The 26,729-nt window shown below is 48.2% G+C and carries 13 protein-coding genes; 7 read left to right on the top strand and 6 right to left on the bottom strand.

Going from position 1 to position 26,729, the window contains the following annotated elements:
- Positions 1-8: 8 nt before the first annotated feature.
- Positions 9-425 carry an ACT domain-containing protein gene (locus HPS56_RS00065; RefSeq protein ID WP_172273062.1) on the top strand — a complete coding sequence of 139 codons (417 nt, stop codon included), beginning with the start codon at positions 9-11 and terminating at the stop codon, positions 423-425.
- 392 nt (positions 426-817) lie between these two features.
- Positions 818-2,740, top strand: coding sequence for a DEAD/DEAH box helicase (locus tag HPS56_RS00060; protein ID WP_172271936.1), 1,923 nt, complete (start codon positions 818-820; stop codon positions 2,738-2,740).
- A 90-nt stretch (positions 2,741-2,830) separates the two neighbouring features.
- Here the strand turns inward: HPS56_RS00060 and HPS56_RS00055 are convergent, their stop codons facing one another.
- From HPS56_RS00055 to HPS56_RS00040, 4 genes are all read right to left on the bottom strand, one after another.
- Complete coding sequence (locus tag HPS56_RS00055; RefSeq protein WP_285822052.1) at positions 2,831-4,714, bottom strand: heparinase II/III domain-containing protein; 1,884 nt, start codon at positions 4,712-4,714, stop codon at positions 2,831-2,833.
- Between the two features lie 22 nt (positions 4,715-4,736).
- Entirely contained in the window at positions 4,737-6,851 is a 2,115-nt protein-coding gene (locus HPS56_RS00050; RefSeq protein WP_172271930.1) for a S46 family peptidase, read from the bottom strand.
- A 179-nt stretch (positions 6,852-7,030) separates the two neighbouring features.
- Positions 7,031-8,527, bottom strand: a complete 1,497-nt coding sequence (locus HPS56_RS00045) for an oligosaccharide flippase family protein (protein ID WP_172271927.1) — start codon at positions 8,525-8,527, stop codon at positions 7,031-7,033.
- A gap of 35 nt (positions 8,528-8,562) precedes the next feature.
- Positions 8,563-9,795 carry a nucleoside recognition domain-containing protein gene (locus HPS56_RS00040; protein ID WP_172271924.1) on the bottom strand — a complete coding sequence of 411 codons (1,233 nt, stop codon included), beginning with the start codon at positions 9,793-9,795 and terminating at the stop codon, positions 8,563-8,565.
- Positions 9,796-9,921: 126 nt separating this feature from the next.
- Here HPS56_RS00040 and HPS56_RS00035 point away from each other — a divergent pair, with 126 nt between their 5' ends.
- The 5 genes from HPS56_RS00035 to HPS56_RS00015 all read left to right on the top strand — a co-directional run bounded on the left by HPS56_RS00035 (position 9,922) and on the right by HPS56_RS00015 (position 16,461).
- Entirely contained in the window at positions 9,922-10,074 is a 153-nt protein-coding gene (locus tag HPS56_RS00035) for a hypothetical protein (protein ID WP_172271921.1), read from the top strand.
- A 222-nt stretch (positions 10,075-10,296) separates the two neighbouring features.
- Entirely contained in the window at positions 10,297-10,788 is a 492-nt protein-coding gene (locus HPS56_RS00030) for an RNA polymerase sigma factor (protein ID WP_172271918.1), read from the top strand.
- Positions 10,789-10,804: 16 nt separating this feature from the next.
- The gene (locus HPS56_RS00025; RefSeq protein ID WP_172271915.1) at positions 10,805-11,641 is read left to right on the top strand and encodes a hypothetical protein; all 837 of its coding nucleotides are present in this window, start codon (positions 10,805-10,807) and stop codon (positions 11,639-11,641) included.
- Between the two features lie 2 nt (positions 11,642-11,643).
- Positions 11,644-13,638, top strand: a complete 1,995-nt coding sequence (locus tag HPS56_RS00020; protein WP_172271912.1) for a peroxiredoxin family protein — start codon at positions 11,644-11,646, stop codon at positions 13,636-13,638.
- Between the two features lie 27 nt (positions 13,639-13,665).
- Positions 13,666-16,461, top strand: a complete 2,796-nt coding sequence (locus HPS56_RS00015; protein ID WP_172271909.1) for a hypothetical protein — start codon at positions 13,666-13,668, stop codon at positions 16,459-16,461.
- A gap of 514 nt (positions 16,462-16,975) precedes the next feature.
- Here the strand turns inward: HPS56_RS00015 and HPS56_RS00010 are convergent.
- Positions 16,976-23,179 carry a hypothetical protein gene (locus tag HPS56_RS00010; RefSeq protein ID WP_172271906.1) on the bottom strand — a complete coding sequence of 2,068 codons (6,204 nt, stop codon included), beginning with the start codon at positions 23,177-23,179 and terminating at the stop codon, positions 16,976-16,978.
- Positions 23,180-23,286: 107 nt separating this feature from the next.
- A complete protein-coding gene (locus tag HPS56_RS00005) occupies positions 23,287-25,491 on the bottom strand; it encodes a M6 family metalloprotease domain-containing protein (protein WP_172271903.1) in 2,205 nt (734 codons plus the stop codon).
- Positions 25,492-26,729: the final 1,238 nt, after the last annotated feature.

The following is a 26,729-nucleotide window of genomic DNA, read 5'->3' as shown; positions in this document are numbered from 1 at the left end:
CTATGGATATGACAATTAAGCAATTGTCCGTGTTTTTGGAGAATAAAGCCGGACGTATTAACGAAGTCACCAAGATATTGGCAAGAAACGGAATTAATATGCATGCGTTCAGTATGGCGGAGACGACAGATTTCGGTATACTTCGTCTTATTGTGTCTGATGCGTGCAGAGCTGTGGAAGTTTTGCGTGAGGCCAGTTTTGCCGTTATGCTTACTGATGTGGTGTGCTTGAATTGTTCCAATGTGGCAGGATCTTTGTCGGCTATTATGGAAAAACTTGCTGCCCACGATATTTTTATCGAATATATGTATGCCTTTGCGCAGGGCAATGAGGCTCATGTGATAATACGTCCTAATGACTTGCCCCGTTGTATGGAGATATTGCGGCATGAGAGCTGTGATGTGCTTGGCGGAGAATGCTTTTAGGTGTTTGATAGAAGTTGTGTTTTACAATTGCTGAAATATAGATTTCAGGCGATGATGCTTGTCTTTTCATGCTTTCCGATTTGAATCGGAAGGCATGAGGTATTACGTTTCAGTATGTAAAGGTTATATTTTCCGCACTTCGTGTGTTGTTTCTTTGAAAGGTTGGGTTTCATCCTGCCTTTTCTCGCCACGGTAATATCAAAACTTGTATGAATATTTCTTATCAGGCTTAACGAAAAACGTTTCTGTTGTTTTTTTGATTGTACTTGATTATTTATCCGTACTGTTTTTATGTAAAAATCCTGTATTGTTATGAAATATAAATGCCTATTTGTTTTGTGTTGTCCGTTATTTCATGTACCTTTGCAACCGAAATAATATTATTTTTTAGATTGAAGACATTTGAAGAATTAGGCGTCAGCGAAGAGATTCGCCGAGCCATTGAGGAATTGGGCTTTGAACATCCTATGCCCGTTCAGGAGGAAGTAATCCCTTATTTGCTTGGTAACCGTAATGATGTAATCGCACTGGCTCAAACCGGTACGGGAAAGACCGCTGCATTTGGCATACCGGTTCTACAACGTGTGGATCCGCAGAACCGTGATACTCAGGCACTGATATTAAGCCCCACGCGTGAGCTTTGTCTACAGATAGCCGATGACTTGAAGGATTTTTCCAAGTTTATGAAAGGCATCAACGTTGTGGCCGTATATGGAGGTACGTCTATTGAGAACCAGATACGCTCACTGCGTCATGGAGCACAGATAATCGTTGCAACTCCTGGTCGTCTTATAGACCTTATGAACCGTGGTGTTGCGAAACTTGACAGCGTATACAATGTTGTGCTTGACGAGGCTGACGAGATGCTTAACATGGGTTTCTCAGAGAGTATTAATGAGATTTTCGAAGGTGTGCCGGAAGACCGAAACACACTTCTTTTCTCAGCGACCATGAGCCGCGAGATAGAGAAGATAGCAAAGAGCTACCTTCATGACCACAAAGAGATTGTTGTGGGAAGCCGCAATGAGGGCGCGGAAAATGTAAATCACATATACTATATGGTTAACGCCAAGGACAAGTATCTTGCCTTGAAACGTATTGTTGACTATTATCCAAGGATATTCGCCATCATCTTCTGTCGTACGAAGCGTGAGACACAGGAAGTGGCCGATAAACTCATACATGATGGCTATAATGCAGAGTCGCTGCACGGTGACCTCAGCCAACAGCAGAGAGACCTCACGATGCAGAAGTTTCGTCAGCATCTTACACAGTTGCTCGTGGCCACTGATGTGGCGGCGCGCGGACTTGACGTTGACGACCTTACACATGTGATAAACTTCGGGTTGCCGGATGACATAGAGAGCTACACCCACCGTAGCGGACGCACCGGACGTGCAGGAAAGAAAGGAACGTCAATTGCGATAATGCACACACGTGAAAAGTCAAAGATGAGGGCCATTGAGAAGGAAATCGGAAAGGCTTTTGTGGAAGGTGCCATACCTACATCGAAAGAGATATGCACCAAGCAGCTCTATAAGGTTATGGATGAGATTGTGAAGGTCGATGTGAACGATGAGGAGATAGAACCGTTCATGGTGGAAATCAACCGTCATTTTGAGTTTATCGACAAGGAAGACATCATAAAGAAGATTGTAAGCCGTGAATTCGGCCGTTTCCTTGCCTATTATGCAGACGCACCTGAGATAGAGAAGCCTTCTTCCAAGTCGCGTTCCGAGCGTGGCGGCAAGAAAGAGCGCGGAGGTAACGGTAAGCGTGAAACCGGGCAACGTGGGCACCGTAAGGCAGAACAGGGCTATAGGCGCTTGTTCCTGAATGTAGGTAAGGCAGACGGATTCTATCCGGGCGAGGTTATGCAGTATGTCAACAAGCACGTGCAGGGGCGTCAGGAGATAGGCCATATAGATTTGTTGAGCAAGATATCGTATATAGAAGTGCCGGAGAGGGATGCGGACAAGGTGATGCGCGCTCTTGACGGAACTGTATACAAGGGCCGTGAGATAAGATGTAATGATGCCGACAGCCGTGATGGCGGGCGAAAAAATTCTACCGGAGGCGGAAAGCGTGGCCGCAATAATAGTGAAGAGGCTTATGTGAAGCGTTCGAAGAAGCGTGTTTCTGATAATGTTGAAGGCTCTAAAAAGCGCGGACGAAAGCAGGTGGATACAGTGCCGGAGAGCGGCCGTAAGGATGACTGGCGCCAGTTCTTCAAAGGAAACAATGTGGAGCTGATTGGCGAGGAGCCGGATTTCTCGGAAGAGGGATGGGCAAGGAGAAACCCCAAGAAGAAATAATTCATATACATATATAAAAAAACGTCCGTAACGTAGTGGTATTCCACACGGTGCGGACGTTTTTTATATTAAAAGCTACATCCCATACTTTTATTTTATACTGTATTTAATTCTGCCTCCTGTCTTTTCCGACTTTACTGTCATTACAATTCTGTATAGTCCGTCCGACCATATTCCCCGGAGTTTTTCGTCAAGAAGCTCATCAATGCCGGATGATGTTAACGACAGTTGTGAGGGGTCGTATTCCACACGGTGTTTTCCAAGCCTTATTATTCCGGGAACAGACGTGTCGGGGGACATTGCGCACATCAGTACAATTTGCGGATGCGTGCGCATTGTGTCAAGAAGATAAGTCTCGGTTATTTCAATACCATGTTTGCCGTTCATTTTCAGTTCGCGTGTCCATTGTCTTACACCGGCTTCTTCCGGATATGCCTTTGCTATGTCGATGCTTAGCCGTCCTTTGGAATATTTTGCTTCGGAGGCGGCATATTGTCTACCGTCTTTCTGCCCTGTGCCGTTGATTATCGGCAAATTGTGATACTGCGACTGCATCGACCATATATCATACCTTTGTTTACTGAATGTCTTTGCCGTGTAGCTTCCCACACCCGGGTCTACAATAAGCGGTGAGCCGTCTGTATATACGATGAAGCTTCCCACATCGTTATGGTTGTGGCTTTCACCATTCGTTCCGCCTTTCATGGCCACGAACAGATTGCGGCTTCGGGAGGTCATAATCTGCAGGTCGGGCAGCCATACGTCTTTGAGCAGCGGTTCGCGCGGTTCTTCTTTTATAAGTCCGTTTACGTTTCTGATAAGAAACAGCTCACGTGCAAGTGCTGGCCAGTTGCCGCTATTGTCGTATATTTCGGCTGCGTGGCGTGCGAAATCCTTCTTGTGTGCTATGTATGCGGCAAATTGTTTCATGACGGGGTCATCGATATACAATCCGAAAGGATAGGCCACGTTCAGCTGAAGCGCCATGGTGTTTATGTTGGCGTCTGCAAAGTTTACGCAGCGTCCCTTTCCTACATATAGTTTATATGCGTATGCAGCCATGGCCTTTATTTTCTGATTGTCGCTCACGTCGATGCGTCCGTCTGTGGCAAGGTTTAGGAGATTCAGACAGTCAAACAGCGATGCTGCCGCGCGATCCCAATAGTTGGGACCCTCGTCGCATCCTCCGTCAGCCGGATAGGAATCGATGAAACAATCGAGTGCGGCAATAATCTGTGCCACGCCTTCTGTCTGCTGCTTCCGGTCATGTTCGCATATAAGTATGCATGCGAGCCAGTTGCTTGCTATCCACGGGTTCCAGTTCATTCCGGCACGTTTCCACCAGTAGTCTGTCTTTGCGGCCGGCCGCAGGATCCTGCGTGTTATCTCATTGTCTATGCGTTTGCGCAGTTGTGGTGAGAAGCTCTCTATATCCGTGTTAAGCATATATGCCGTCCACGCTATAAGACCCGCGGTCTCTGCATTGAAAAGGTCTACAGTCTGGTCTTCATACGTAGGAATGTTCTTGCCGTAGTGTGCAGGAATGCCCCACCATGTCTCTTCCAGAATGCAGTGCAGGCCGTTTATTATGTCGGGCACGAAACGTTTTCTGCCTTCAGTGATTTCTGCCATGACGAGTGCTGCGAGTTGTCTTCTGCGGTTGAACGACAGTTGCTCGTAGCCAGTACGGTTACCGTCGCCCTTGAACCGGGCGAATTCCGTGACGGGTAGTGCCGGCCATGATTTTCCAAGGTATTTTTCTCCGTATGCAATATAGCTGTTGCGTATCGTTTCCGGCACGGAGTCGCGCCAGAAAGTGTCACCGGCTTGAGGTAATGGGTGGAAGTTTCCGGGATAGACGAGTGTGGAGTCTGTCACGGTTCTGTCGTAAAGCGAAGTGAGCAGCTTCGTGCCTGCAAAGGCAACGGAGCTGCTCACGCTTAGTAAAAGAAATGAAACAAATGTTTTTTTCACAGTAATCTTTATATAAATGTTATCACTTTGCATTTATTTCCTTCAACAGTCTGTCGGCATGTCCCCATTTGTCCATCATGTAGAGCATGTAGCGTATGTCTACTCCGATGCAGCGTGCCAGTTTTGAGTCGAAGAAGATGTCACCGGAGAGGCTGTCCCAGTTGCCGTCGAATGCCAGTCCTATGAGGCGTCCCTTGCCGTCGAACATCGGTGAGCCGCTGTTGCCGCCTGTGATGTCGTTGTTGGTAAGGAAACACAATTGAAGCTTGCCGGTTTCCTTGTCGGTATATTTTCCGAAATTCTTCGAGCCCATAAGCTCGTGCATTACGGGTTCTGCAAAGTAATCGATCACTTTGTCACCGGTTTTCATTTTTGCCAACAGGCTCTCGGCAGTTGTATAGTAGCCTGATGGCTTGCCACCAAGCATGAATCCTCCAACCTGTCCGTAGCTCAGGCGCATTGTGAAGTTGGCATCGCTGTAGTGCGGCATGTCCTGTTCCATGCGTATTTTCGCGTCACAGAGGTAACGTTCCTGAACATCGATGGAATCGGTGATTTCCTTAAGTGGGGCTGTCAGTTCTGCGAATATGGTAGTGATGTCGAGTCCCATTGCCACACCGAGGTCTTTGTTGAAATTCTTTTTGTTTATGTATATCTTCGCACCTTTCTTCATCAGTATAGATTTGTTCCATAGATAATTCACGTATTCGGAATAGTCGCCTCCGAACTTTGTGTCGATGGTCTTATAGAACTCCGGCAGATATTTTGCATCCACCTTGTCACGGTAGTTCTTCAGCAGAACAGCGTATACCTCTTTGTCGAGAGCCGCGTCCCATTTGTCGCTGTTGTCCTTGAATTCCACATACTGTTTGGACGGTTTGTCTTTCGGGCCTTTCACTTCCATTCCGTTGTGTACTCGTATCGCGCGTGATGCGAGTTCGTTTGTTCCGTAGAAAGTCTCGGTGAAGAGCGTGCGTGCATGAATGATGTCTATACGTTTTTTGTAAAGACGCTCCATGAGGTTGAAGTCCAGCTTGCCTTTAAGATAGCCTGTTGAATCCACGTATGCTCGTATCTTGCCCTCAAACTCGCTCTTCTGTCTTATGAGTCCCACACTGTCGATACATTTGTTCATTCCTATTGAGTTCTTCCAGTAGTTGGAACTTTGAGCGTATTTAGAGTCGTACTTGATGCGTACGGCCTCATTGGCGCGCATGTGGCGTATCATCACATCCTGTTTCACTCCGCGTACCTGTGCGCGCGGCTCGTTTCTTGCATCGCGGCGTTCCTGTATTCCGTATGACGACAGGTATCGGCTTGTGCTGCCCGGATAGCCTATTGTCATGGAAAAGTCGCCTTCCTTGTATCCCTGTAGCGACACCGGAGCCCATGTGGCGGGACGGTAGGGAACATTGTTCTCACTGTAGGCTGCCGGACCGTTGGTCTTCGGGTCGGCATAGATGCGGAATACTGAAAAGTCGCATGTCTGGCGCGGCCACATCCAGTTATCTGTCTCTCCTCCGTACTTGCCCATAGATTTCGGGATTGTGAAAACAAGTCTCAGGTCGGTAAAGTCGCGGTAGGTTGTGGCGTAGTATCTGTTGCCTTCATAGAACGGCTTTATCTCGAGGCGCAGTGTGGAGTCCTTTGCCTTCACGTCCTTGCTCATTACATTCTCGATAGAGTCGAGGAATACTGCCTGTCTTGATGGAATAAGCTTGTTTATTCCGAGGCTGTCGAGATATCCGGTGATATCCTTCTGGCTCACCATGAAGCTCACGAACATGTCTTTGTTGGGCAGTTCATCTGCAAATGTCTTTGCATAGAATCCGTTCAGCATGTAGTCGTGTTCCACCGTAGAGTGGCTTCTGATAGCTTCAAATCCACAGTGGTGGTTGGTGAATACAAGGCCGTCGGGTGATACTACCACTCCCGAGCAGAAGCCGGAGAAGTTCACGACGGCATCCTTTATGGCGTTATTGCCATTGTATAATGCGTCGTAGGGCATTGAGAATCCTTCGGCCTGCATCTGGTTGAATACAGCCTGCGGAAGATTGTAGAGAGTCCACATACCCTCGTCTGCCTTTGCAGTGGCCACCGACAGGGCGGCCGCGAGAATCAATGTTGATTTCTTCATTTTGTTTTTTATTTTAAACTTCGTTTTGAATAAACGTTCCGCCTCGGCATAGTCTGGATGAATTTTGCTTTTGCGTTCGGCTTGCGGTTTATTTTAGATTAATGTTCAATATTTATGGGGTTTCACGGGGAAGTAAAGGTTGTGTATACGCTGTTTATACCTCCATGTATGATTGTCCGTTATCTTTTTCCGAGTTTTCTCCCAATCACGGGCAGCGAACTCAGGGGGAAGTCTTTCCTTATGAGGTATGCCGCGAATGTCCCGATGAGTAGCGTGTTCAGTGCGAGCTTCGCATATACAGGCAGGTTTGAGTTGCTCCATTGCATGCAGGCAAACAATATGCCGGCAAGGACAATGTAGCCGGCCATGTCTTTCAATGGATAGTTTATCGGATAATATTTTTGTCCTGCAAAGTAGGACAGTGTCATTGCTGTGGCATATCCTGCAAATCCGGCCCATGCACATGCCATATATCCGTATCGCGGTACGAATACAACGTTTGTTATTATCAGTACGGCACATCCCGCTCCGGAGAACCATGCTCCCCATATCGTCTTGTCAATGAGTTTGTACCAGAACGACAGGTTGAAATAAATGCCCATCATTATTTCTGCGGCCATGACAATTGGTACGGCTTTGAGCCCCTCACGGTAGTCAGCTCCGATGATGTGTTTTAGTATTTCCATATATCCTATGACTGTCAGGAATGCCATCAGGGTGAATATGACGAAGTATTTCATTGCCTTTGCGTATGTGGCACGGTTATCTTTGTCGGCAGATTTTCCGAACACAAATGGCTCGTAGGCATATCTGAATGCCTGTGTGATCATTGCCATTATCATTGCAATCTTTGATGCCGCACCGTATATTCCGAGCTGTTCGTTTGCGTCTTGTGCCTTATATATATAAGGGAAGAGAATCTTGTCGGCGGTCTGGTTTAGTATTCCCGCGATTCCGAGCACGAGTATAGGCCAGCTGTATGACAGCATCCGCCGCAGCATCCGGCTGTCGAAGACATATCTGAAACCTGTGAGTTCTTTACGGAAGAACAAGGTTATGGTGGCTGTGCATGCCAGGTTTATGTAAAAGGCATAGCCCACGCCAACCGTCGGATCATAGACGGCGGATATGGTTTCGGGATATTTTTCATACAAGGCCGGAAGCAACAGGAAGAATGTCAGATTGAGAACGATGTTCATGATAATGAACAGCAGCTTCAGCGCAGCGAACTTTATTGGCCGTCTGTTCTGCCGGAGCCATGAGAACGGTATGCACTGGAAGGCATCCAGCGCCACTGTGGCTGCCATCACCCAGATGTATGACGGGTGGTCGCCGTATCCCATAGCCTGTGATATAGGAGTGATGAAGGCGAGTACCGCTATAAAGAAGATCAGTGATGTGCAACCTATTGTCGTCAGAATGGTGGTATATACGGTTTGAGGGTTCTCATGTTCCTTATTCGAGAAGCGGAAGAATGTTGTCTCCATGCCGTATGTGAGTATCACCATCAGCAGTGCCACGTATGCGTATATGTTGGTTATCACTCCGTAGCCGCCTTCGGAGGCAGCGAACTTTGCCGTGTATAGCGGCACGAGCAGATAATTAAGGAAACGCCCTATAATGCTTGACAGACCGTATATGGCCGTGTCTTTTGCAAGACTTTTCAAACTTGCCATGATGTTGAATACGTTTATTTAGCTTTATAATAATACTATCCGAAGAACATATAAGCCACTGCCATCGCAGCTATTACTCCGGCCAAGTCGGTAAGTAGGCCGCATGCTACGGCATGACGCGTGTGACGTATTCCCACGCTCCCGAAATAAACGGCCAGAATGTAGAATGTAGTATCTGTCGAGCCTTGGAAAATACAGCTCAGACGTCCGGCGAACGAATCTGCGCCGTAGGTGCTCATTGCGTCTACCATCATTCCGCGTGCACCGCTTCCCGAAAGAGGCTTCATCAAAGCCGTTGGCAGTGCACCGATGAAGTCGCTGTTCATTCCACAGGCCTCGACGGTATATCTTATGCCCTCCACGAGAAATGTCATTGCTCCGGATGCACGGAAAACACCAATTCCCACAAGTATGGCAACGAGATACGGAATTATGCGTATTGACGTGGTAAATCCCTCTTTTGCTCCTTCGATGAACGCATCGTATACGTTTATTTTCCTTCGCATTCCTGCAATGATGAATCCGATGATTATTGTCATCAGGAGAATGTTGGCCGCTGTTGTGCTCACTGTGTTCATCATGTCCTTGTCCAGTTGGCTGAACCCCCATATTATTGCCGCCACAAAAATGCACATGCCGCCGAGAGTGGTGATGACGGTGCGGTTTATCAGGTTGATGCGCTGATACAGGCTGGTTATGATTATTCCTGCCAGTGTGGAGAAAAATGTGGCCAATAGCAGCGGTATGAACACGTCTGTAGGCTGTTCGGCTCCCATTTGAGCGCGGTATACGAGTATGCTCACAGGTATGATTGTCAGTCCGCTGGTGTTCAGTACCAGAAACATTATCATAGGATTGGATGCCGTGTCTTTCTTCGTGTTCAGCTCCTGTAGCTGTTCCATGGCTTTCAGCCCGAGTGGGGTGGCGGCATTGTCGAGGTTGAGCATGTTTGCGGCAATGTTCATAAATATGCTTCCTGTCACCGGGTGTCCCTTCGGTATTTCGGGAAAGAGTTTTATGAACACCGGACTGAGCATTTTTGCGAGGAAGTCGACAAGGCCTCCTTTCTCGCCTATCTTCATTATTCCGAGCCAGAGCGACAACACTCCGGTAAGTCCGAGGGAAATTTCAAATGCGGTCTTTGATGATTGGAATGTAGAATTCATCATTGCCGGAAACACGGATATGTCTCCCATGAATAGAAGTCTTCCAAGAGCTATGACAAAGGCTGTTATAAAGAAAGATATCCAGATGTAGTTCAGTACCATAGATGTTTACTATACAGATGTCATGAAAGATGATGCGCTCGGCAATACCCTCAGCTGGTTAAAACCGGCTGAGGCGCAGTTTATCACAGTGCAAATTTAGATATTTTTTCCGAATTACAGACCGGTATGTATAAAACATTTCCGTTTATTGCTGTAATTCCGCATACCTTTGAATCTTATCCTGCCTTTTCAGGTTATGGCAATGCTTTCGGTTGGCCGGTATCACCCCAGACAGGGGTGTTGCTTTGGGGAGCGTATACGCGGTTGTCTGACTTCTAACGGGATATTCATAAATTTCCCGATTATAGTCAAAAGGTTTGAGAATGTGTCAGTTCCTGTTTTGAGAAGTCGCTTTTATCGTTCATTTGAGGATAAATGTATGACAACCATGACTTATTTTCGTTAAAAAGCTGTATTTTTGATTTATGTTAGGAAATATTTGAAAAAACATGTATGTTTAACTTAACATACATGTCTTCTGTCCGTATATAAGACAGAGTTATGACAGAGAAAGAGTTTGAACATATCATACATGTGCTTCGTCCCAAGGTTTATTCGATAGGGAAGGCATTCTTCAACGACTGCGACATGGCCGATGATGTGGCACAGGAAGTGCTCATGCGGCTATGGGGTATGCGTGACAGGATAGATGCCGGGCTTGGAGCAGAGGCATTGGCTGTCAGGATGGCAAAGAATGTTTGTGTGAGTGAATGGCGCAGACAGAATACAAGGAAGACCGCCGCGGGCTATTCCGGCACGTATACCGCACAACAGACGACATTGGAGGAAAATGACAACAGGCGGATTCTCGAGCAGGCCATAGGCAGGCTTACAAAGACAGAGCAGCGTCTTTACCGTATGCGTCATGAGATGAGTATGGATATTGCGGAGATCAGTGCCGTCACCGGAACGTCACCGCGTTCGATAAGCGCGATGCTCAGCACGGCAAGGCGGAAACTGCTGGATATGATAAGAAAACAAGTGGAATTTTAAAAACAGGTTGAAAAATATGAAATCAACAAGTGAAATAGAACTTCTGACCAAGCTTTTTCTTGCGGGGGAGACCTCTCTTGATGAGGAGCGCAGGCTTTATGAGCTATTGAAACATGAGCTGCAGAAGCATACAGGTGTAACTGAAGAGCAGCGTGTATTGATGGATATAATATGCCCCCTCCCTGTTGATAAGGCCGATAACAATGCAGAGGTATTGCAGGGTGAAGATGAGAGCGGTGTATATGACAGCATAATGCGGAAACGGAGAATGCGCATTACATTTATGAGATGGGCTGTTGCCGCCGTATTTGTGGGACTGGTATTTATGGCTTGGATGAACTTTGGCAACAAAGGCATACATAAGGATATGATGTCTGAGATGGCTGAAAGCTCAAGTCTGGCAACACATCCGTCCAAGGAGTCTGGCACTCATGTTGAATCTACTGAGGCGAACACGGCCGGCACAGACATCATTGCAGTACGTAAGCCGGGGATTCATGCAGACGAAATGGCCGGCACAGAAGCGTCAACGGATAAGGCCGCAGTCAGGATGGTTGCTGCGGCAACGGCTTCGGACGGAAAGGAAATTGCTATTGAAGCGCTTGCGGATGTTGCTGAATTGTCTGATAAGAAAGCTACGGAAATGACTGCGGCAGACAGCATGGAGATGCTGATAGACCGTATGGAGCATGATCTTGCGAATATTGACGACAGCGTGTATCTTTCGCATGTGGAACAGATAATAAAGGCGGACAAGCGGTTTCAGAAACTGATGAACAGGATAATTGTCAACGACCTTACAAGGCAGGCAAGGAATGAAGAATCACACAATATGGACAATGAATACGAATAGATATGAAAAAAGTATTAATGACAATAACACTGCTTTCTGTGGCAGTCTGCTGTATGGCGGGCAAGAATGCCGGAAAATATGCCGGTGATATGCAGAGGGCGTTTGACAAGTTTATAGGGTCGAAGGAAATAAAGACAATGCAGTCGCATCCGGGTGTCGGACATTACGTATGGTACTTCAAGTATGTATACGGCAAATCCAATGGCGGAGAATATCCTATGCCCAAGCCGCTTGCACAGCTTGATGAGGCTTTCCTGCGTAATGCGGGCGGGAGTACGATGATACTTTCACATGATCCGGAGGAAGGCAATCCGCCGTTCGGATGGCTGTCATTCTCGTGGCCCGACACATACTGGAGCCGTATTAATTTCAACTATAAGATGAAAGACGACTGCAATTTCCGTTTCGTCACGTTCAGCGGACCAGACAACTTCCGTACATGCTATGCCGTGATGTGGATGCCGGATGTGTTCTATGACAAGGATTCCGTATTGTGTCATGCCGTTGACGGGTGTCTGATAAAGATGGAGGGCAGTCATTGGAGAATAGACAATCTTAACGATACATATATACCGGGAATGAGTAAGAACATGAAAGACATGGAGCCGGTTGATTCGACAGAGTTCACTGTTATGCGTGAGAAGGTAAAGTATGTTGCCGGCATGTATGAGACAAACCGTAACAACAATGATGAGCAGGGGTGCGATGTGGCGGTATATTTTCTGAATAAGATTGTATCAGACTTCTCAGGTATGCTTACGGAAAAACAATATGGTGAAATTGAGGCCATAGCCTTAAAGATGGAGAGTGGTGTAAATCCGGGGCGTATAAACACGATAGTGTCGCAAGCCTTACACAGAATAAGAAGTAGAATCAAGGTCAGAATTGTCCCGTATGCCGGGATGAACAACAACAGAAGATTCATGAACAACGTTTATCATGCAAGAACTGTATATGAACGGATTAATTTGCCGGATACGATGTCGGAGCATGTCAGGGAGTGGAGCGTGAGCGGCATAGCCATGCCGGGAACAACCTCGCTTGCCGTCAGGCAGCTGTCTTCTTTCTCATCTTACTATAATACCCTGAGCATACCTGTCGGCAAGGATGGCAGTTTCAGCTTTAAGGATAAGGTGATGCCCGGTCAGTTTATGGAAATAACCGACGGTGAGAACAACAGCTATGTTTTCATTGCCGACACGGTGCCGGTATTTGTCGATATGACACGGCGTGTGGTCGAGGCCTCGCCGCTGAACATGAAGTTTGCCGAGTGCCAAAACCGTGAGTACGGTTATGTGCGTGAGGCAAGAAAATATAATTCGATGATAGGTACAAGTCCCAAGTGCATCGACGAGGATGGCATGCTCAGGCTTATAGACAGCTTTGGGGCGACGGTCAGGGGATTCATAAGAGACAATATGGACAGTCCCATAGCGGCATATTACCTTGCACGTGAATATCCCGTGATGAAATATGAAGACCTGACAACACTGCTTGACAGCACAAAGGCATACGCCTCACACGTGTCGATGCAGCCTGTATGGAATTTCTATAGAAATATGAAGAAACGTCTGCCTGGCACGATGTATAGGGATGTGGAGCTTGTCGATACGGCCGGAATGCCACACCGTTTAAGCGAATATGTAGGCAAGGGCTATGTGTTGCTGGATTTCTGGATGGTGGAAAGCGGGCCGTCGCGTGAAGACTTCCCGATGCTGAAGATTCTTAACAGACGCTATCGCGACAAGGGACTTAACATCATCGGCATTGCAATAAGCAACGACCGGAAGGACTGGACAAACTATGTGACGAAGCGTGGGCTGCATTGGACACACCTTTCAACGCTCAGACGTTGGACGGGAAACAAGATATTGGAGGAATATGGAATAACGTCAATACCGGAATTTGTCCTTATCGGTCCTGACGGGCGTATAGTGATGTCGGGGCTTACCGGAAACCCGCTGAAAAGAAAAATAGAAGAAATTTTCGGGGAATAAACGTATATAACCATACCAGTCATATAAATGAAACTGCTGATAGCCATAATCATGATGCTGACGGCCGTTGCGGCATCGGCGGACACTGGATCCGCTAAAAAGAAAAAAGGAAAGACGGTCGAGATTTACGGTCACGCATACGATGCGTTTACCAAGGGGAAGCTTGCTCCCTTTATCACGTTGATGGGCAGTGACTCCACTGTCATAGACACTGTTACATGCTATGCAAGCGAAACCAGGTCATTCTCATGGTATAATTTCATTGTACCTCGGATAGAGGCAAAGTATATTCTGAAGGCAACGCTTGAAGGATATGAGGACTGTTATGTTGACTATGAGCTGAAAGACATGGGCCGGAAATACCAGATGGAGATACCGCGCATCCTTATGAAACGGAAAGACGACGAAGGAATGAGAAACATAGACCTTGAGGGGGTCGTGGTCACGGGCACGAGGGTGCAGATTGCATACAAGGGCGACACCGTAGTATACGATGCCGCGGCGTTCAACCTGCCAGAAGGCTCGATGCTTGACGGCCTTATCCGCCAGATGCCCGGTGCGGAAATAAAGGACAACGGTGACATTTATGTCAACGGAAAGAAGATAGACAACTTGCTGCTCAACGGTAAGGATTTCTTCAAGGGCGATAACAAGATGATGCTTGACAACCTGCCGTATTTCACGGTGAAGGATGTCAGGGTATATCACAAGACCTCGGAGAAAAGCGAATTGGCAGGACGTGAGATAGAGAAGAAGGACTATGTGATGGATGTCAGCTTGAAGCGTGAATATGCCCGTGGGTATATAGTGAATTCGGAGATGGGAGCAGGCACGGAAGAACGCTGGATGGGACGTGCGTTCGGACTATATTACGATGACCATACCCGTGTGTCGGCTTTTGTCAATATGAACAATGTAAACGAGGACCGCAGACCGGGAGGCGATGGAGAATGGAAACCCTCCGATATGCCCCGTGGACTGCTTGCCACACGTCAGACCGGCATTTCCCTTAATACAGAGGATAAAGACAAGAGTGTTAATGAAAATATGAACGTATCTCTGACATGGAAGGATGCAGACAACGTGATGAACAGAATGTCGGAGACGTTTGCCACGGAAGGCAACATATATAAGGGCAGCTCATCGGCTTCAAGGAGCAGAAATTTCAACTTCAATATCAGCAACGGCCTGTTCCTGAAAAAGGCAGGGCTCAGGTTGTACACTGTTGTATACGGAGGAAGCAGCAGGGAAGAGTCGTCACAGCGTGACTCTACATCAGGAACACAGGATATGAACAGCATCAACAGGCTTGGCAGGTCCAAGAACAGACATGTCAGTATCAGCCAGGATCTGTACTGGTTCAAGGAACTGAAATGGGGCGACTGTCTTTCATTCAATCTTTCCGGCTATTATTTCCACGGAAAGCCTAATGAAACATACGGTTCCAGCAATATCTTTTATTCTGCAGCAGGAGAGTCAGACAAGCGTAATACATTCTCTGAGGCTGTCAGCGACAAATACTCATATTATGGAGAAGCGGAATACACATTTGTGCTGCCGAGCAGATGGAGAATGGGTTCCGGACTGTCTTATAGGCAGGAGTATGGGAGAGACCGCAACAGTCATTATCGTCTCGACCTTCTCGGCGATGACCGTTATGAAGAGCAATGGCTGCTCCCGTCAACGCATGATTCCCTGATGTCGGTGCTTGATGCCGGCAACAGCCGGTTTGTGTCAACCATGGAACGGGACTTCAGAGCTGTTCTTAGACTGTCGAGAAATTCAGATAACGGAACTGTGAACATAACCATACCTGTAAAACGTACGGATGAACGCATGCATTATATGCGCATGGCACTTGACACCGTTGCCCAACGCTCATATACTGCGTTTGAGCCATACGCAAGTATCTATACATACGGAAAGAATCCCATATCGCTAAGGTATGACCTTGATGTTTTTCAGCCGGATTTCCTTAATCTGATGCCGTCCACGGATGACAGGAACCCTCTGTCCGTGAGGCTCAGCAATCCCTCCCTGAAAAGACGCACACGTCATAAGGGAAGCGGGCAGATGACGTTCACGAATGATTCCACCGGGGCTTCGTTCTATGTAGGTTTCGACTTCCTGTTTCTTCATAACGCCTGGGGCACGCGTACGACATACAATTCATTTACCGGCGCATATACCTACATGACTGACAATGTGAACGGATGCTGGAGCGGCAGCCTGAAAGGAGGGTGGCAGTGTCCTCTCGACAGCCGGAAACGTTTCAGGATAGACTTTAGCGGAAGTGTGAAATACGAGCGCAGCGTGGATTTCGGCGTGGCATACGATACGGATGCCGACGTGCTCAGCAAAGTGACGAATATATATACGCGCCTTAACGGTAAGCTGAGCTATCGGCGCGGACTGTTTTCTGCTGCCTTGGTGTCGAAGCTTGTGATGCGCAACAGCAGGGGCAACCTCGATAACATGTACGGCATAGACACATACGACTATCAGTATGGCGGAAACATTCAGTATACCGTTCCCGGAACAGGCATCTGTTTGGCCACGGACATCAACATGTTCAGCCGCAGAGGCTATAGCAGCGGCAAGATGAACACCGATGATATTGTATGGAACGCGCAGCTCACCCGCTCATTTTTCAAGGGATGTCTCACGGCGAAGCTTCAGATGTTCGACCTGCTGCATCAGCTGTCGAACGTGCGCTACGTCATAAACGCACAGGGACGTACCGAGACTTTATACAATTGCATTCCGCGGTACATAATGCTCACCGCAGCGTACAAGCTTGTGAAGAAGCCGAAAAAGAAATAGCGTTTTAAAAAGTTTTTCGTGACTTTTTGAGTGACGAAGTCTGGAACCGTTTTTTTGAATGTCTGTGACCCAGTGTATAATCATGTAATGTAGGGGCATACCTTTGGCATGTGTCAGGCGGTAAACGACCACACACCTCGATTTATTATACACATCGCAAAGCGATGGCATTATCCGTGGAAGGACTCTGCAGAAAACAATCACATATTATTAAGGTATAATCATTGGAGGATCTTTTCCGCCTGACACGTGCCAAAGGCACGTCCCTACTCGTGGATGTTTTATGAAGTGCACCTTAAAAGTTAAATAAAAACTTTTAAGGTGCACTTCATTTCTGACAGTCTTGAAAATGGAAATGGTGGGAGAATTCTGGTGTTGTTAAAAATAAGAGGGGTGGAACCGGACAGTTCCACCCCTCTTTGAGTGTTTATAATCCCTATGGATCATTTTGTTTTCAATAAACGTTTTGCCTAAGCATAGTCAAAATGAATTGCTTCTGCATTTGGTTTGCTGTTTATTTCTTGTTTGCAATCTTGATCACACGTGTTGTTCCGTCGTTGAGTTTCTCAATCACCATATAAACCTGTCCGTCTGCTGTCTGCGGAGCAGCTATTTCAACACCAGCAGCATTGAAGAACTTGCGGCTGACAACATTTTCAGAACCATTGGCACCGATGGCATCGATACCGGAGGTGAAGTCTACGGTAAGCTCGTAAGTCTTTGTCAGTTCACCGGCTGTGGCCGTAACGACAACCGTGCCGGATACAGACTTCTCAAACTGTGCCGAGTTGCCGTTGAACACGAGGCTTGCGCAGTCGCTTGACCATTTCACTACAGGGGTTCCTCCCACGTTGAAATCCTTGGTCACCTTAGTGAAGGTATTGTCGTCTGCGAGGATTAGTTCGGCAGCGTGGAACAATGCAACCTCATTATCGGCGGCAGTCTTCACTACGGGATAGGTATAGTCGTCTGGTGAGGTGAAACCTTCACCGAGGTCGAGGGCTGCAAGTTCCTTGGCAGAGATTTTCTTTGCGTCGAAAGCCTCGTCGTTGTCACTGCTGTTGATGTCGAGATACCAGGTGTTATCCATCTTGTTGTCGGCAGTCCACTGTTTGCCGTTGGTGATGGATACGCCTACGATAGATCCGCAGGAGTCTGCCGGAGCGTCAATCCTGCCTGCATTGTAGCAATTGATGAACTGTGTCTTGTTCTTTTCAGGTGTGGCCACGAGACCGGCTGCGCGTGCAAGTCCTTTCACGTTGCCTGCGTTGTAACAGTTCCTGAATGTTGCACCTGAGTTAGCTGCCAGACCGCCAATCTCATAAGAAGGATTGTCTTTCGTTACCGTAGACTGTACTTCGCTGAGCGATGATACGTTACCGGTGTTCCAGCATCCCTCTACGAGACCGTCGACAGGTGAACCCCATGCGATAAGGCCTCCTACGCGGTCGGTCTTGCCGGTGATGTTACCTGTGTTGTAGCAGTTGATCATCTGCGGGCCGTTGCCTGCAAACTGTGAGGTGATACCTGCGACCATACGGTTGCCTTCGATGTCGGCCGTATTGTAGCAGTTCTTGAAGATAACCTTTCCTGATGCGGCACCTGTGATACCTCCGCCCTGGTTACCGTCGGCAATGATGGATCCTTCGTTGTAGCAGTCGGTGAACGAAGCCTCGTCGGGAGTTGTGGACGAGCCTGGTGTACCCTGTGTCTGTCCTGCTATACCTCCGGCATAGACGTTGAAGTTGGAGATAATTGTACCGGTGTTGTAGCATCGTGTGAACGATGAGCCCGGTGTGTAGAATGTCACGAGACCCGCTGTAGGATATCCTGTGCTGAGTGATTTTGTGGAAACGGCAGATATGTCACCTGTGTTGTGGCAGTCCGTCATCACATACTGTGCGTTGGCGGCTGCAGAGCTTGAGGTGGGTCCACCGGCAATGAATCCGGCAACCTTTCCTGCCGCACTGATAGAAGTGGCGTTGGAGCATGATGTGAAGGTGTAAAGACCGTTGCCCTTGGCGCCTACCGCATTGCCGAGGAATCCGGCCACGGTGTGTGCCCATTCAGGTGTGGCTACGGTAATCTCACCGTTGCTCTTACAATTCTCGAACGTTGCCGCACCGGAGCTTGAAACAAATCCTCCGATGGTGACAGCTGTCGCCTTGGTGTATGATCCGGTCTGCTCGATCTTTCCGTTAAACTCGCAGCTGCTGTATGTCACTCCTGCGGCACCGGTGGCTACAAGACCGCCTATGGATGCCATGCCGCTCTTTATCGAGCCGCTGAATACGACACCGTTGAGCACTGCTCCTGTGTAGGCATTGCCGACAACTCCGGATACATTAGCCTTGTTTGTCGTCACGGCAACGTTTGATACAATGTTTTCAAGTGTTCCGTAAAGCTTGTCTGCAACAGGGTTGGCAAATGTATGTGTTCCGTTTACTGTGCCTTCGAATATGAGGTTCTTGACTGTTGCACCTGCATCGATGGTTCCGAAAAGGCCGCAGCTTGTATTGGCTATTGAATTGATTTCAAAGCCCTTTATCGTGTGGTTGTCACCGTCAACGGTACCGGCCATTACTGTTATTCCGTCGGCTCCTATGCGGGAAGGAGTCTTGCCCGTGAAGTCGAGGTCGGCTGTAATCCTGACAGTCTTGGCGCTCAGGTTCTTGCCGGTGTTGTCCATATATGCCGCGAGAGCGTTCCACTCGTCCACATTATTGATAAGATACGGGTTTTCTGCTGTACCTTCGCCTGTGAGAGGCATGGCCGGAAGAGCCTGTATGAACATCGGACGGCGCACGTCAGCTCCGTTTACAGCCACGAGAGTGTCTGCAACGATTGCACTAACGTTCTTGGGAACGATGAGCTTGCCGTTCTCAATCTTGAATGTCTTGCCGTCGGCGAGCGTCCATGTGGCTCCATCACCAAGCTCGACATCGCTTGAGAGTTCTGTGAAGATATCGCCTGTAGCGGCCTTGGCTATGACCTTACGTGCCGCTGCAACCTTTGTCTCCTCCGCGTATGCCTTCAGGGCGGGATACATGCCGGCCTGATAATCCCATATTTCGGTTGTCAGACCTTCGAGGGCCTGGCCGGAGATAAGGATTTCTGTCTCAATGCCGTTCATATTCTCTATATCGGAGTTAGCACCGGCCTTGATGCCTGTTGTCTGTGCGTCGAAGTAAACGTTCTCAACGTTTTTCGTACCTTTCAGACCGAGGATGGCTCCTGTTGTGGCTTTATTGCCGCAGTATACGTTTCCGAGGTTGAGACAGCTGACGATGTTGTCATTGGCCGATCCTGCCGTAGATGTGCCTTCCATAGAGGCGCATATACCGCCTGCGTTGTTATTCTGTGCGTAGACGGTTCCGTAGTTCACACAGTTCTTGATGGAAGACGCGTTACTGCCGCCTGCAATACCTCCTGCACGCTGAAGCTGTTTCAGATAATTTGTGCAGATGTCGGAAGCAGAGATGTCACCGGTATTCACACAGTTCTCTATCATTCCGTTTGTAGAACCTGCTATACCTCCTACATTAGCATATCCGGTGCGGATGTTTCCTGCGTTGTAGCAGTTGATAATTCTTCCTCCCTTGTTCACCATGCCTGCTATACCTCCTACCCAGCATGAGTAGCCGGTGACATCGGCATAGTTGCGGCAGTTCTCCACTGTGCCGTCGAGTGACGCCACGAACGCCGCGCAAGTACCGTACATTTCAAATTTAGAACCGGCTCCGATGCTGAGGTTACGAACGACACCGCTTTCACCGAGGCGGCCGAAAAGACCTCCCATGGTGCGGCATGCCGATGTGTTAAGAGTGCCTGCCGATGTTTCAGTGGGTTCTTTTGTCCATACAACACGGTTGGGTATCAATACGTTTTCGATGGTGTGTCCCTGACCGTCGAATATTCCCTGGAACTTGATTGATGCCGCGCCGGCCGAGCCGTCAGCACATATTCCGTCGAATGCGGGGTCAAGTTCGAGGTCGATGTCATTTGTCATGGCGAAATACATTCCGTCAAAAGTCTGGCGTTTTGCCGTTGTGGCTTCCGAGAGCTTGATGAGGTCGTCCTTTGTCTTTATGAGCAGAGGAGACTCGGCTGTGCCGGCTCCCTCGAATGGGATAGGAGCGATGTTTACGAAATGATATGTCTGCACATCACCGTTGATGACGTAGAGAGTGTCTGTACCGAATTCCGTTCCTATTTCAAGGGTATTGTTGCCGGCAATCTTTGAATAGTGGCCCTCGGTGTAGAGATTCTGTCCTTTTGAGATGCAGAAAACAGTGTTGCCCAAAGCTGTGAGCGGTGTATTGTTGGAGATTTTCTTGAAGCTGTCTCCTGCGCTCATCACTACGGCTGAGGCACTGTATTTGGCAGCCTCTGTCTCTGCAAGTGTCTTTATGCGCGGATATGCGCCTTCTGTGAATGTCCATACATCTGAAGAGAAGCCTTTCGGGCCGTTTGGCGATGTCAGTTCGGCTGTTGTGGTACCGAAACGGATTGAACCGAAGTCTGTCACTTGCTTGTCGTAGTAGATGTTTGTCAATTCAGGATCTGTTCCGTCCAATATCTTGCCGATGACCTCGCAGCAGTTGTTGCGGTCGTACTGGTATGTCTCCACTTCGACAGTTGCGGATGTGTAGCAGTTGATAACTTTCGGTGTGAGTTTTGATGAACCGAGCTGTATCTGTCCTACGATGCCGCCGCCCATTCTTGTATAGCAGTGGAGCATACCTGAAGAGTAGCAGTTTTCAACCGTACCGCTTGAAAGTATACCTACAACGCCTCCGATTTGCGATTGTGAGCTGTAGCCGCGCACAACGCCCGATGAGAATGAGTTTCTCAAGGCTACGTTCTGAAGCGTACCTACAACACCTCCGATGATCTGGCCGTTGTCGTTCGCCAGGTTTGCATAAGTCATCAGACCGCTGAAATAGAGGTCGGAGCCGTCTGCATCGAGAATGTTTCCGGCAACTCCTCCGGAAGGGCTGCTGTCGCCTGTGATGCAGACCTTTGTTCCTACGGCCGAGCAGTTGTGGATGCCTCCGTGAACTTCACCCACGACACCGCCCAGGAAGCCTGTTCCCATCACGATGCCACCGGTGACGTGGCAGTTTTCCATCTTGCCGGATACGATACCCGCAACGGCACCGTTGCCCGAGCGTGCCCCGGAGACGTTAGGATTGTTTACAGTTATGTTTTCAATGGAGCCGATGCACCATGCCGCCACAGCACCTGCGCTGAAGTAGGTGCTTGATACGACAGGAGATTCCATTGTGAGGTTCTTTATGACGGTTGTTGTGTCGCAAATGCCGAACAGACCGGCGTATGAGTCACCGCCGCCGTTTACGTTAAGACCTCTGATCGTGTGACCGCGTCCGTCCAATGAGCCTGCAAAACGCTGGTTCCAGTTTTTTCCGATGGCCTCGAAGGAGTAGTTCTGCATGTCGATGTCATTGGTAAGGGCGAAGTGCTTGCCCAAGTATGTGCGGGTGTATGTCTGTTTGCCGGAAACACCGACATAGTTGTCGTCGTTGTTCACCTTGTCGGCAAGAAGAATAAGATGGTCGAGAGATGAAATAAGATATGGATTCTCAACGGTTCCTTCACCTTCAAAGTCGTTTATGCTCAATTCAGGATAAGACCATGGAGTGTCAGCCGTGAGCCTGGCATCGGTCAGTCTTCCTGCGAATGATTTTGCCTCTGCACATAATATTGACCAGTCTGTCCATGAGAGGGTGTTGTTGTTTGATGCCGCAGCCTCTTCTATGGTGATTACAGGTGAATAATTTGTAAGGTTGCCCTGTTCGTTAAACTCGATGCACTTGATCATTGTCCATGAGCCTGAAGCGTTGATGAATGCAACCTGGTTGTTTATTTCTGCCGTGCGGTTGCGGTTGAGCTTGACTTCAATGTCCAGACCGCGGTTGAAGATGTTTGTCACCGTCAGCATATTGGGTGATGTCTGGTTGATGATGACGTAGTAGCCGGCCTGTTGCCCTGACGCTGTCTTGTACATCATCGTTCCGTTAGGTTTGCCCATTGCCAGGTTGTAGTAGGCGGCAACGAACTTGTCTTTGTTGGCTCCTGCCTTTTGAACATAGATGCCCCACCATGCCTGTGTGAAGTCGATAATGCCTCCTGATTTCACGGTACCGGTAATCTGGGTATTGTAGTCCGGTGCTCCGGTTGGTTGTGTTGCGGCAATGTCGAGTTGCCCTAACGATTCGTCGGTCAGCATATACTGACGTGGAATGGTGACCGTTGACGTAGTCTTGTCGTAATGGGCGCGTACATTGCATCCGTTCCAGAAGTTCTTGATAGTCAGCGAGTCTCCCTCCGTGTCAGGTACAACCTGCATCGTAGAGCCTCCGTCGAAACTTCCGCTTGCGAGTGTCAGATACGTGCCGACGTAGTATCCGCTGATGTCGGCTGTTTGCGGTTCGGCTGCCTTCACCGATCTGCCTTTGAGTATCGGTGATGTTTTCTTTTCGGCATTAAGAAGGTTTTGTTCCGGCACTTTCAGCAAGAACTTGCCTTGAGGCTGTTCCAGCTTGAAAGAATTAGAACCCGTTGTCGCAGTTGCTGCCTTGGCGGCTGTGCCGTCAAGTTCGGCCACGGCCGACAGTCTTTCTGTCTGTGCCCAGGCGGTCAGGTTTGTTGCGAGCATGCCTAATACCAAAAGCCAAGAAGTTGTGATTCTTCTCATAATTGTTATTGGCTGAGGAACGTTGGTTATTATAAAAACCAGGAAAGCATTGCGTCCGTGTCCTCAGTTTTTCGGACAGCAATTCTTGTTCCTGGTATATTCTGAGTTTATTTGTTATTTGATATTTGTATTTTTCTTGCCTTGCCTCCGTTCACTTGGATGTAGGTTCCCGGGGTGACGGGGCTGTTGATCCGGCGTCCGTCAATGCTGAACCATTTCGGCCCATCGTCTGTTGCATGTACTGTTACGGTGGTGTTGTCGATTCCCGATTCTGTTCCGGGCTTGAGTCCTATTTCCATACGTTCCACGATGCAGCGTGCCGAAGCGCTTCCGGTGAATTGCACCAGTCGGAAAGACGGTTTCTCAAGCAACCCTGTATTATAATGTATGGTTGTTGTCTCACCATGACGTACCGAAGGGTTGGCCGTGCCTTCGACGGTGTTTACCGGAATCCATGCCGAGCCCTTGCCTGTTGAGTAATAAAGGCGGAAAATCGCATTCGATGTTGTGGCGTTGTTCACCCGTATGGCCACGTTTTCCACTGTTGCGTCTATGGCGGCGCATTCCACCTCAGAGCCTTTTATGGTTGTCAGCATTGTCTCTTCTGTTTCTTCCGCAAGTTCTATCTTTGCACCTTTGGTGAGATTCCATGTCGTGAAACGTCCCTGTATGTCTTGTGCATTGCCTGTGGTCGGCAGCATTGCCGCAAAGTCTTCCATGAGTGTAGGCACGTTGTCGGCCTTTATGCTGAAATATACTCTACCGTCATCGGCTTGTGTGATGTTGTCAAGGATAAGAGGTGTGGACAACATTGTCCATGAGCGCAGCGATGGGTTTGTCGTGTTGTTGAGTTCCGTCACATTGCCGCTTCCCGGGAAAGGGTCTCCGTCACTGTCTGTCACTGTCATGCCTGTTGTGGTGGGGACGGTCTTGGGAGTGGCCCGTAGAAGGGTATAGTATGTGTGTTGCGGTGTCGCATTAATCTTGTTGTTTTCCCATACGGCTGCATTTGTGGAGTCCACGCGGTGAACCAGCAGCCCTTCTCCTGGAAGATACTCGTCCCACCGCGTCTTTATGCGGCTTTCGAGAAGGAAGTATTCGTTTTCCACTGATGAGTTGATACGGCATCCGTCGGGTGTCATGCCTTCGTTGAGTGGCGTGATGCTGTACTCACCGGCCTTGGTTATTGGTTTCGGTGAGGCAAATCCGAGCGCGTAGCGTTCAAACAGGGAGTATCCGCATGGTGTGCGGCTTTTGTTCAGATAAGAGCCGCTTGCCATCACCGACCATTTGGCGGGGTGCACAGACTGGCCTCCTGTCTCATAATCAACGTCGTATAGGTCGGGCAGACCGAGCACATGGCTGAATTCATGGCATATTGTGCCGATGCCGTCAAGGATCTTGTTGGACGGGTCACCGTAAAGCTCGGTTGAACATGCGTAGCGTCCGAACGACACACCGTCGAGACTAAGATTCATGACTGTCGATGCGTGGGGCCATATAAGTGTCTCGTCGTTGCCGGAAAAGTTTGAACCTCCGCCTGAAAAGATGAAATACACCATGTCTACCTCGCGGTTGCCGTCGGTGTCGTAGAGGCTATAGTCCACCATTTGGTCGGCGGCGCGAAGTGCGGCGGTCACAAGGGTCTGTGCGCCGGATGTCTTGCGGGCATAATGCTGCGAATAGTCAATCCTTACCGGTCCGACCACGTCAAACTGAGGATTGAACATACCGTTTGAGTTTTCATAATAGTAGTCACGCACAGAGCCGGTATATTCCACCTTGCTTGGTATGAGGTTGTCGGTCATGTAGCCGGTGTATTCCGGCTTGTTAACCATTTCATCGAATATGTTGTGGATGTCATCGCGTGAGAACGGAGCGTCGTTGTATTCCACGAGAATCACAAGGCCGCGAAACTTACTATAGTCATATTGACCTGTTTTCAGTTTGTATATGCCGTGTTCCCGTATGTTTTGTCTTTGTGCTTGCGTTAGTTTCGGGCGCAGGCCCTTTGCGGACATTGGGGCTTTTTTGCCGTCGGCGGCACTGAGACCGGTGGATACGATCCTTCCGTCGGACGATAGTGTGGCATATTCCCATGCCCGGGTAATATCGTTGAACACGACCGTATAGCCGTCGGCAGTCATAGTATAGTTATAAAACTCATCGCCGAAGAGCTGCAGCGTTACTTCCGTTCCGTCCGGTTGTACTACCGTTCTTGGTTCGGAGTAGCCAATGACAGCTTGTGCCGAGATGCAGGAAAACATCATCAGTCCGCAGGTAAGTATAGACCTTATCCTATTTTTAATCATTGCTGGCATATTATTCTTTAAAATACGTAAGGATTATAATTATATGCAAATATATATAATATATTTATAAAAACGAAAAAATATCGTTTTTTTTAGAAATATAGTTTATGAGGGAGTGATTTCGGATACGGGCGTGATTTGAAATCCTCCTATGCGGTGTGTCATGGGATTGTGTTTGTTTTGTGTCTTGACGACAAAAAGTTAAGCGTGTGTTTTTGAAATGTCTTTACATATAAGGATACATGTAAAATTCTCTTGCGATGAATAGCATGTTCATGCTCAGTGAATGGCATGTTCATCGACCGTGAATAGCCTGTTCTCGTTTAATGAATAGGCCATTCATTTTCAATGTGATTTTTATTATTCCTAACGTGTTGTATATCAGTGTTTTATGAATGTTATAAAAAGAGTGAGAGAGAAGTAAAGAAAGGTTGCGAATTTTTATTACATTAGTATATGGTAAAAGCCTTTTTGGTTGCCCGAAAGGGGAGAGAAAGCCGGAGTGACTTCATCCTCAAGTAGGGACGTGCCTTTGGCACGTGTCAAACGGAACAATCCCTTAATGAACAATCCCGTTTTTAGCATACAATTACATTGTACACATCGCAAAGCGATGTCCCTACATGTGGTAGTTTCTTGGATATCCACCTGATACTTCCACATTTCATCCCTTTTCCTCCCCTTTGAGGATGTTAGGAGGGGCTTCATCCTATATGTAGGGACGTGCCTTTGGCACGTGTCAAAGGAAAGATGTATGGTAATATTAAGAGTCTGCGATGTGGATAATGCATACCTTTATTTTATTGGAGGATGCTTTTCCGCCTGACACGTGCCAAAGGCACGTCCCTACATGGAGGATGAAAGCAACAAACGGACGTTTCCGTTGAGCCCATTGATTCAGAGCCTGCGGGTTTGCGTGTCGGCCGATTGTCGGCTGACCCAAAATATGGGGGCAGTAGAAAATCGGCTGACCCCTTTTTCGCTTGGCAAACTTATTTGCTTTCCCCCACTGATTTTCTACTGAGCCCTCCTTTCGGCTCATCCGCCAAACCGGGGGGAGTTTCTTTTATTTATCCGAAAAGTGCTACCTTTGCATCATGAACACTCAAGGGCTATTGGCATTGGCACAATTAATTCTGCCATCTGAAATACTTTCGAATTTTGAAGTTGTACGTGTGGAAGAGGAATCATCCCTTATTCGTATTTACCTTGACGAGGCTGTCAAGGCTGAATACAAG

It is taken from the genome of Xylanibacter muris, assembly GCF_013166605.1.
Lineage (GTDB): Bacteria > Bacteroidota > Bacteroidia > Bacteroidales > Bacteroidaceae > Prevotella > Prevotella muris.
The sequence above is the reverse complement of the archived record's forward strand: the minus strand, read 5'-3'. Positions and strand labels throughout refer to the sequence as shown.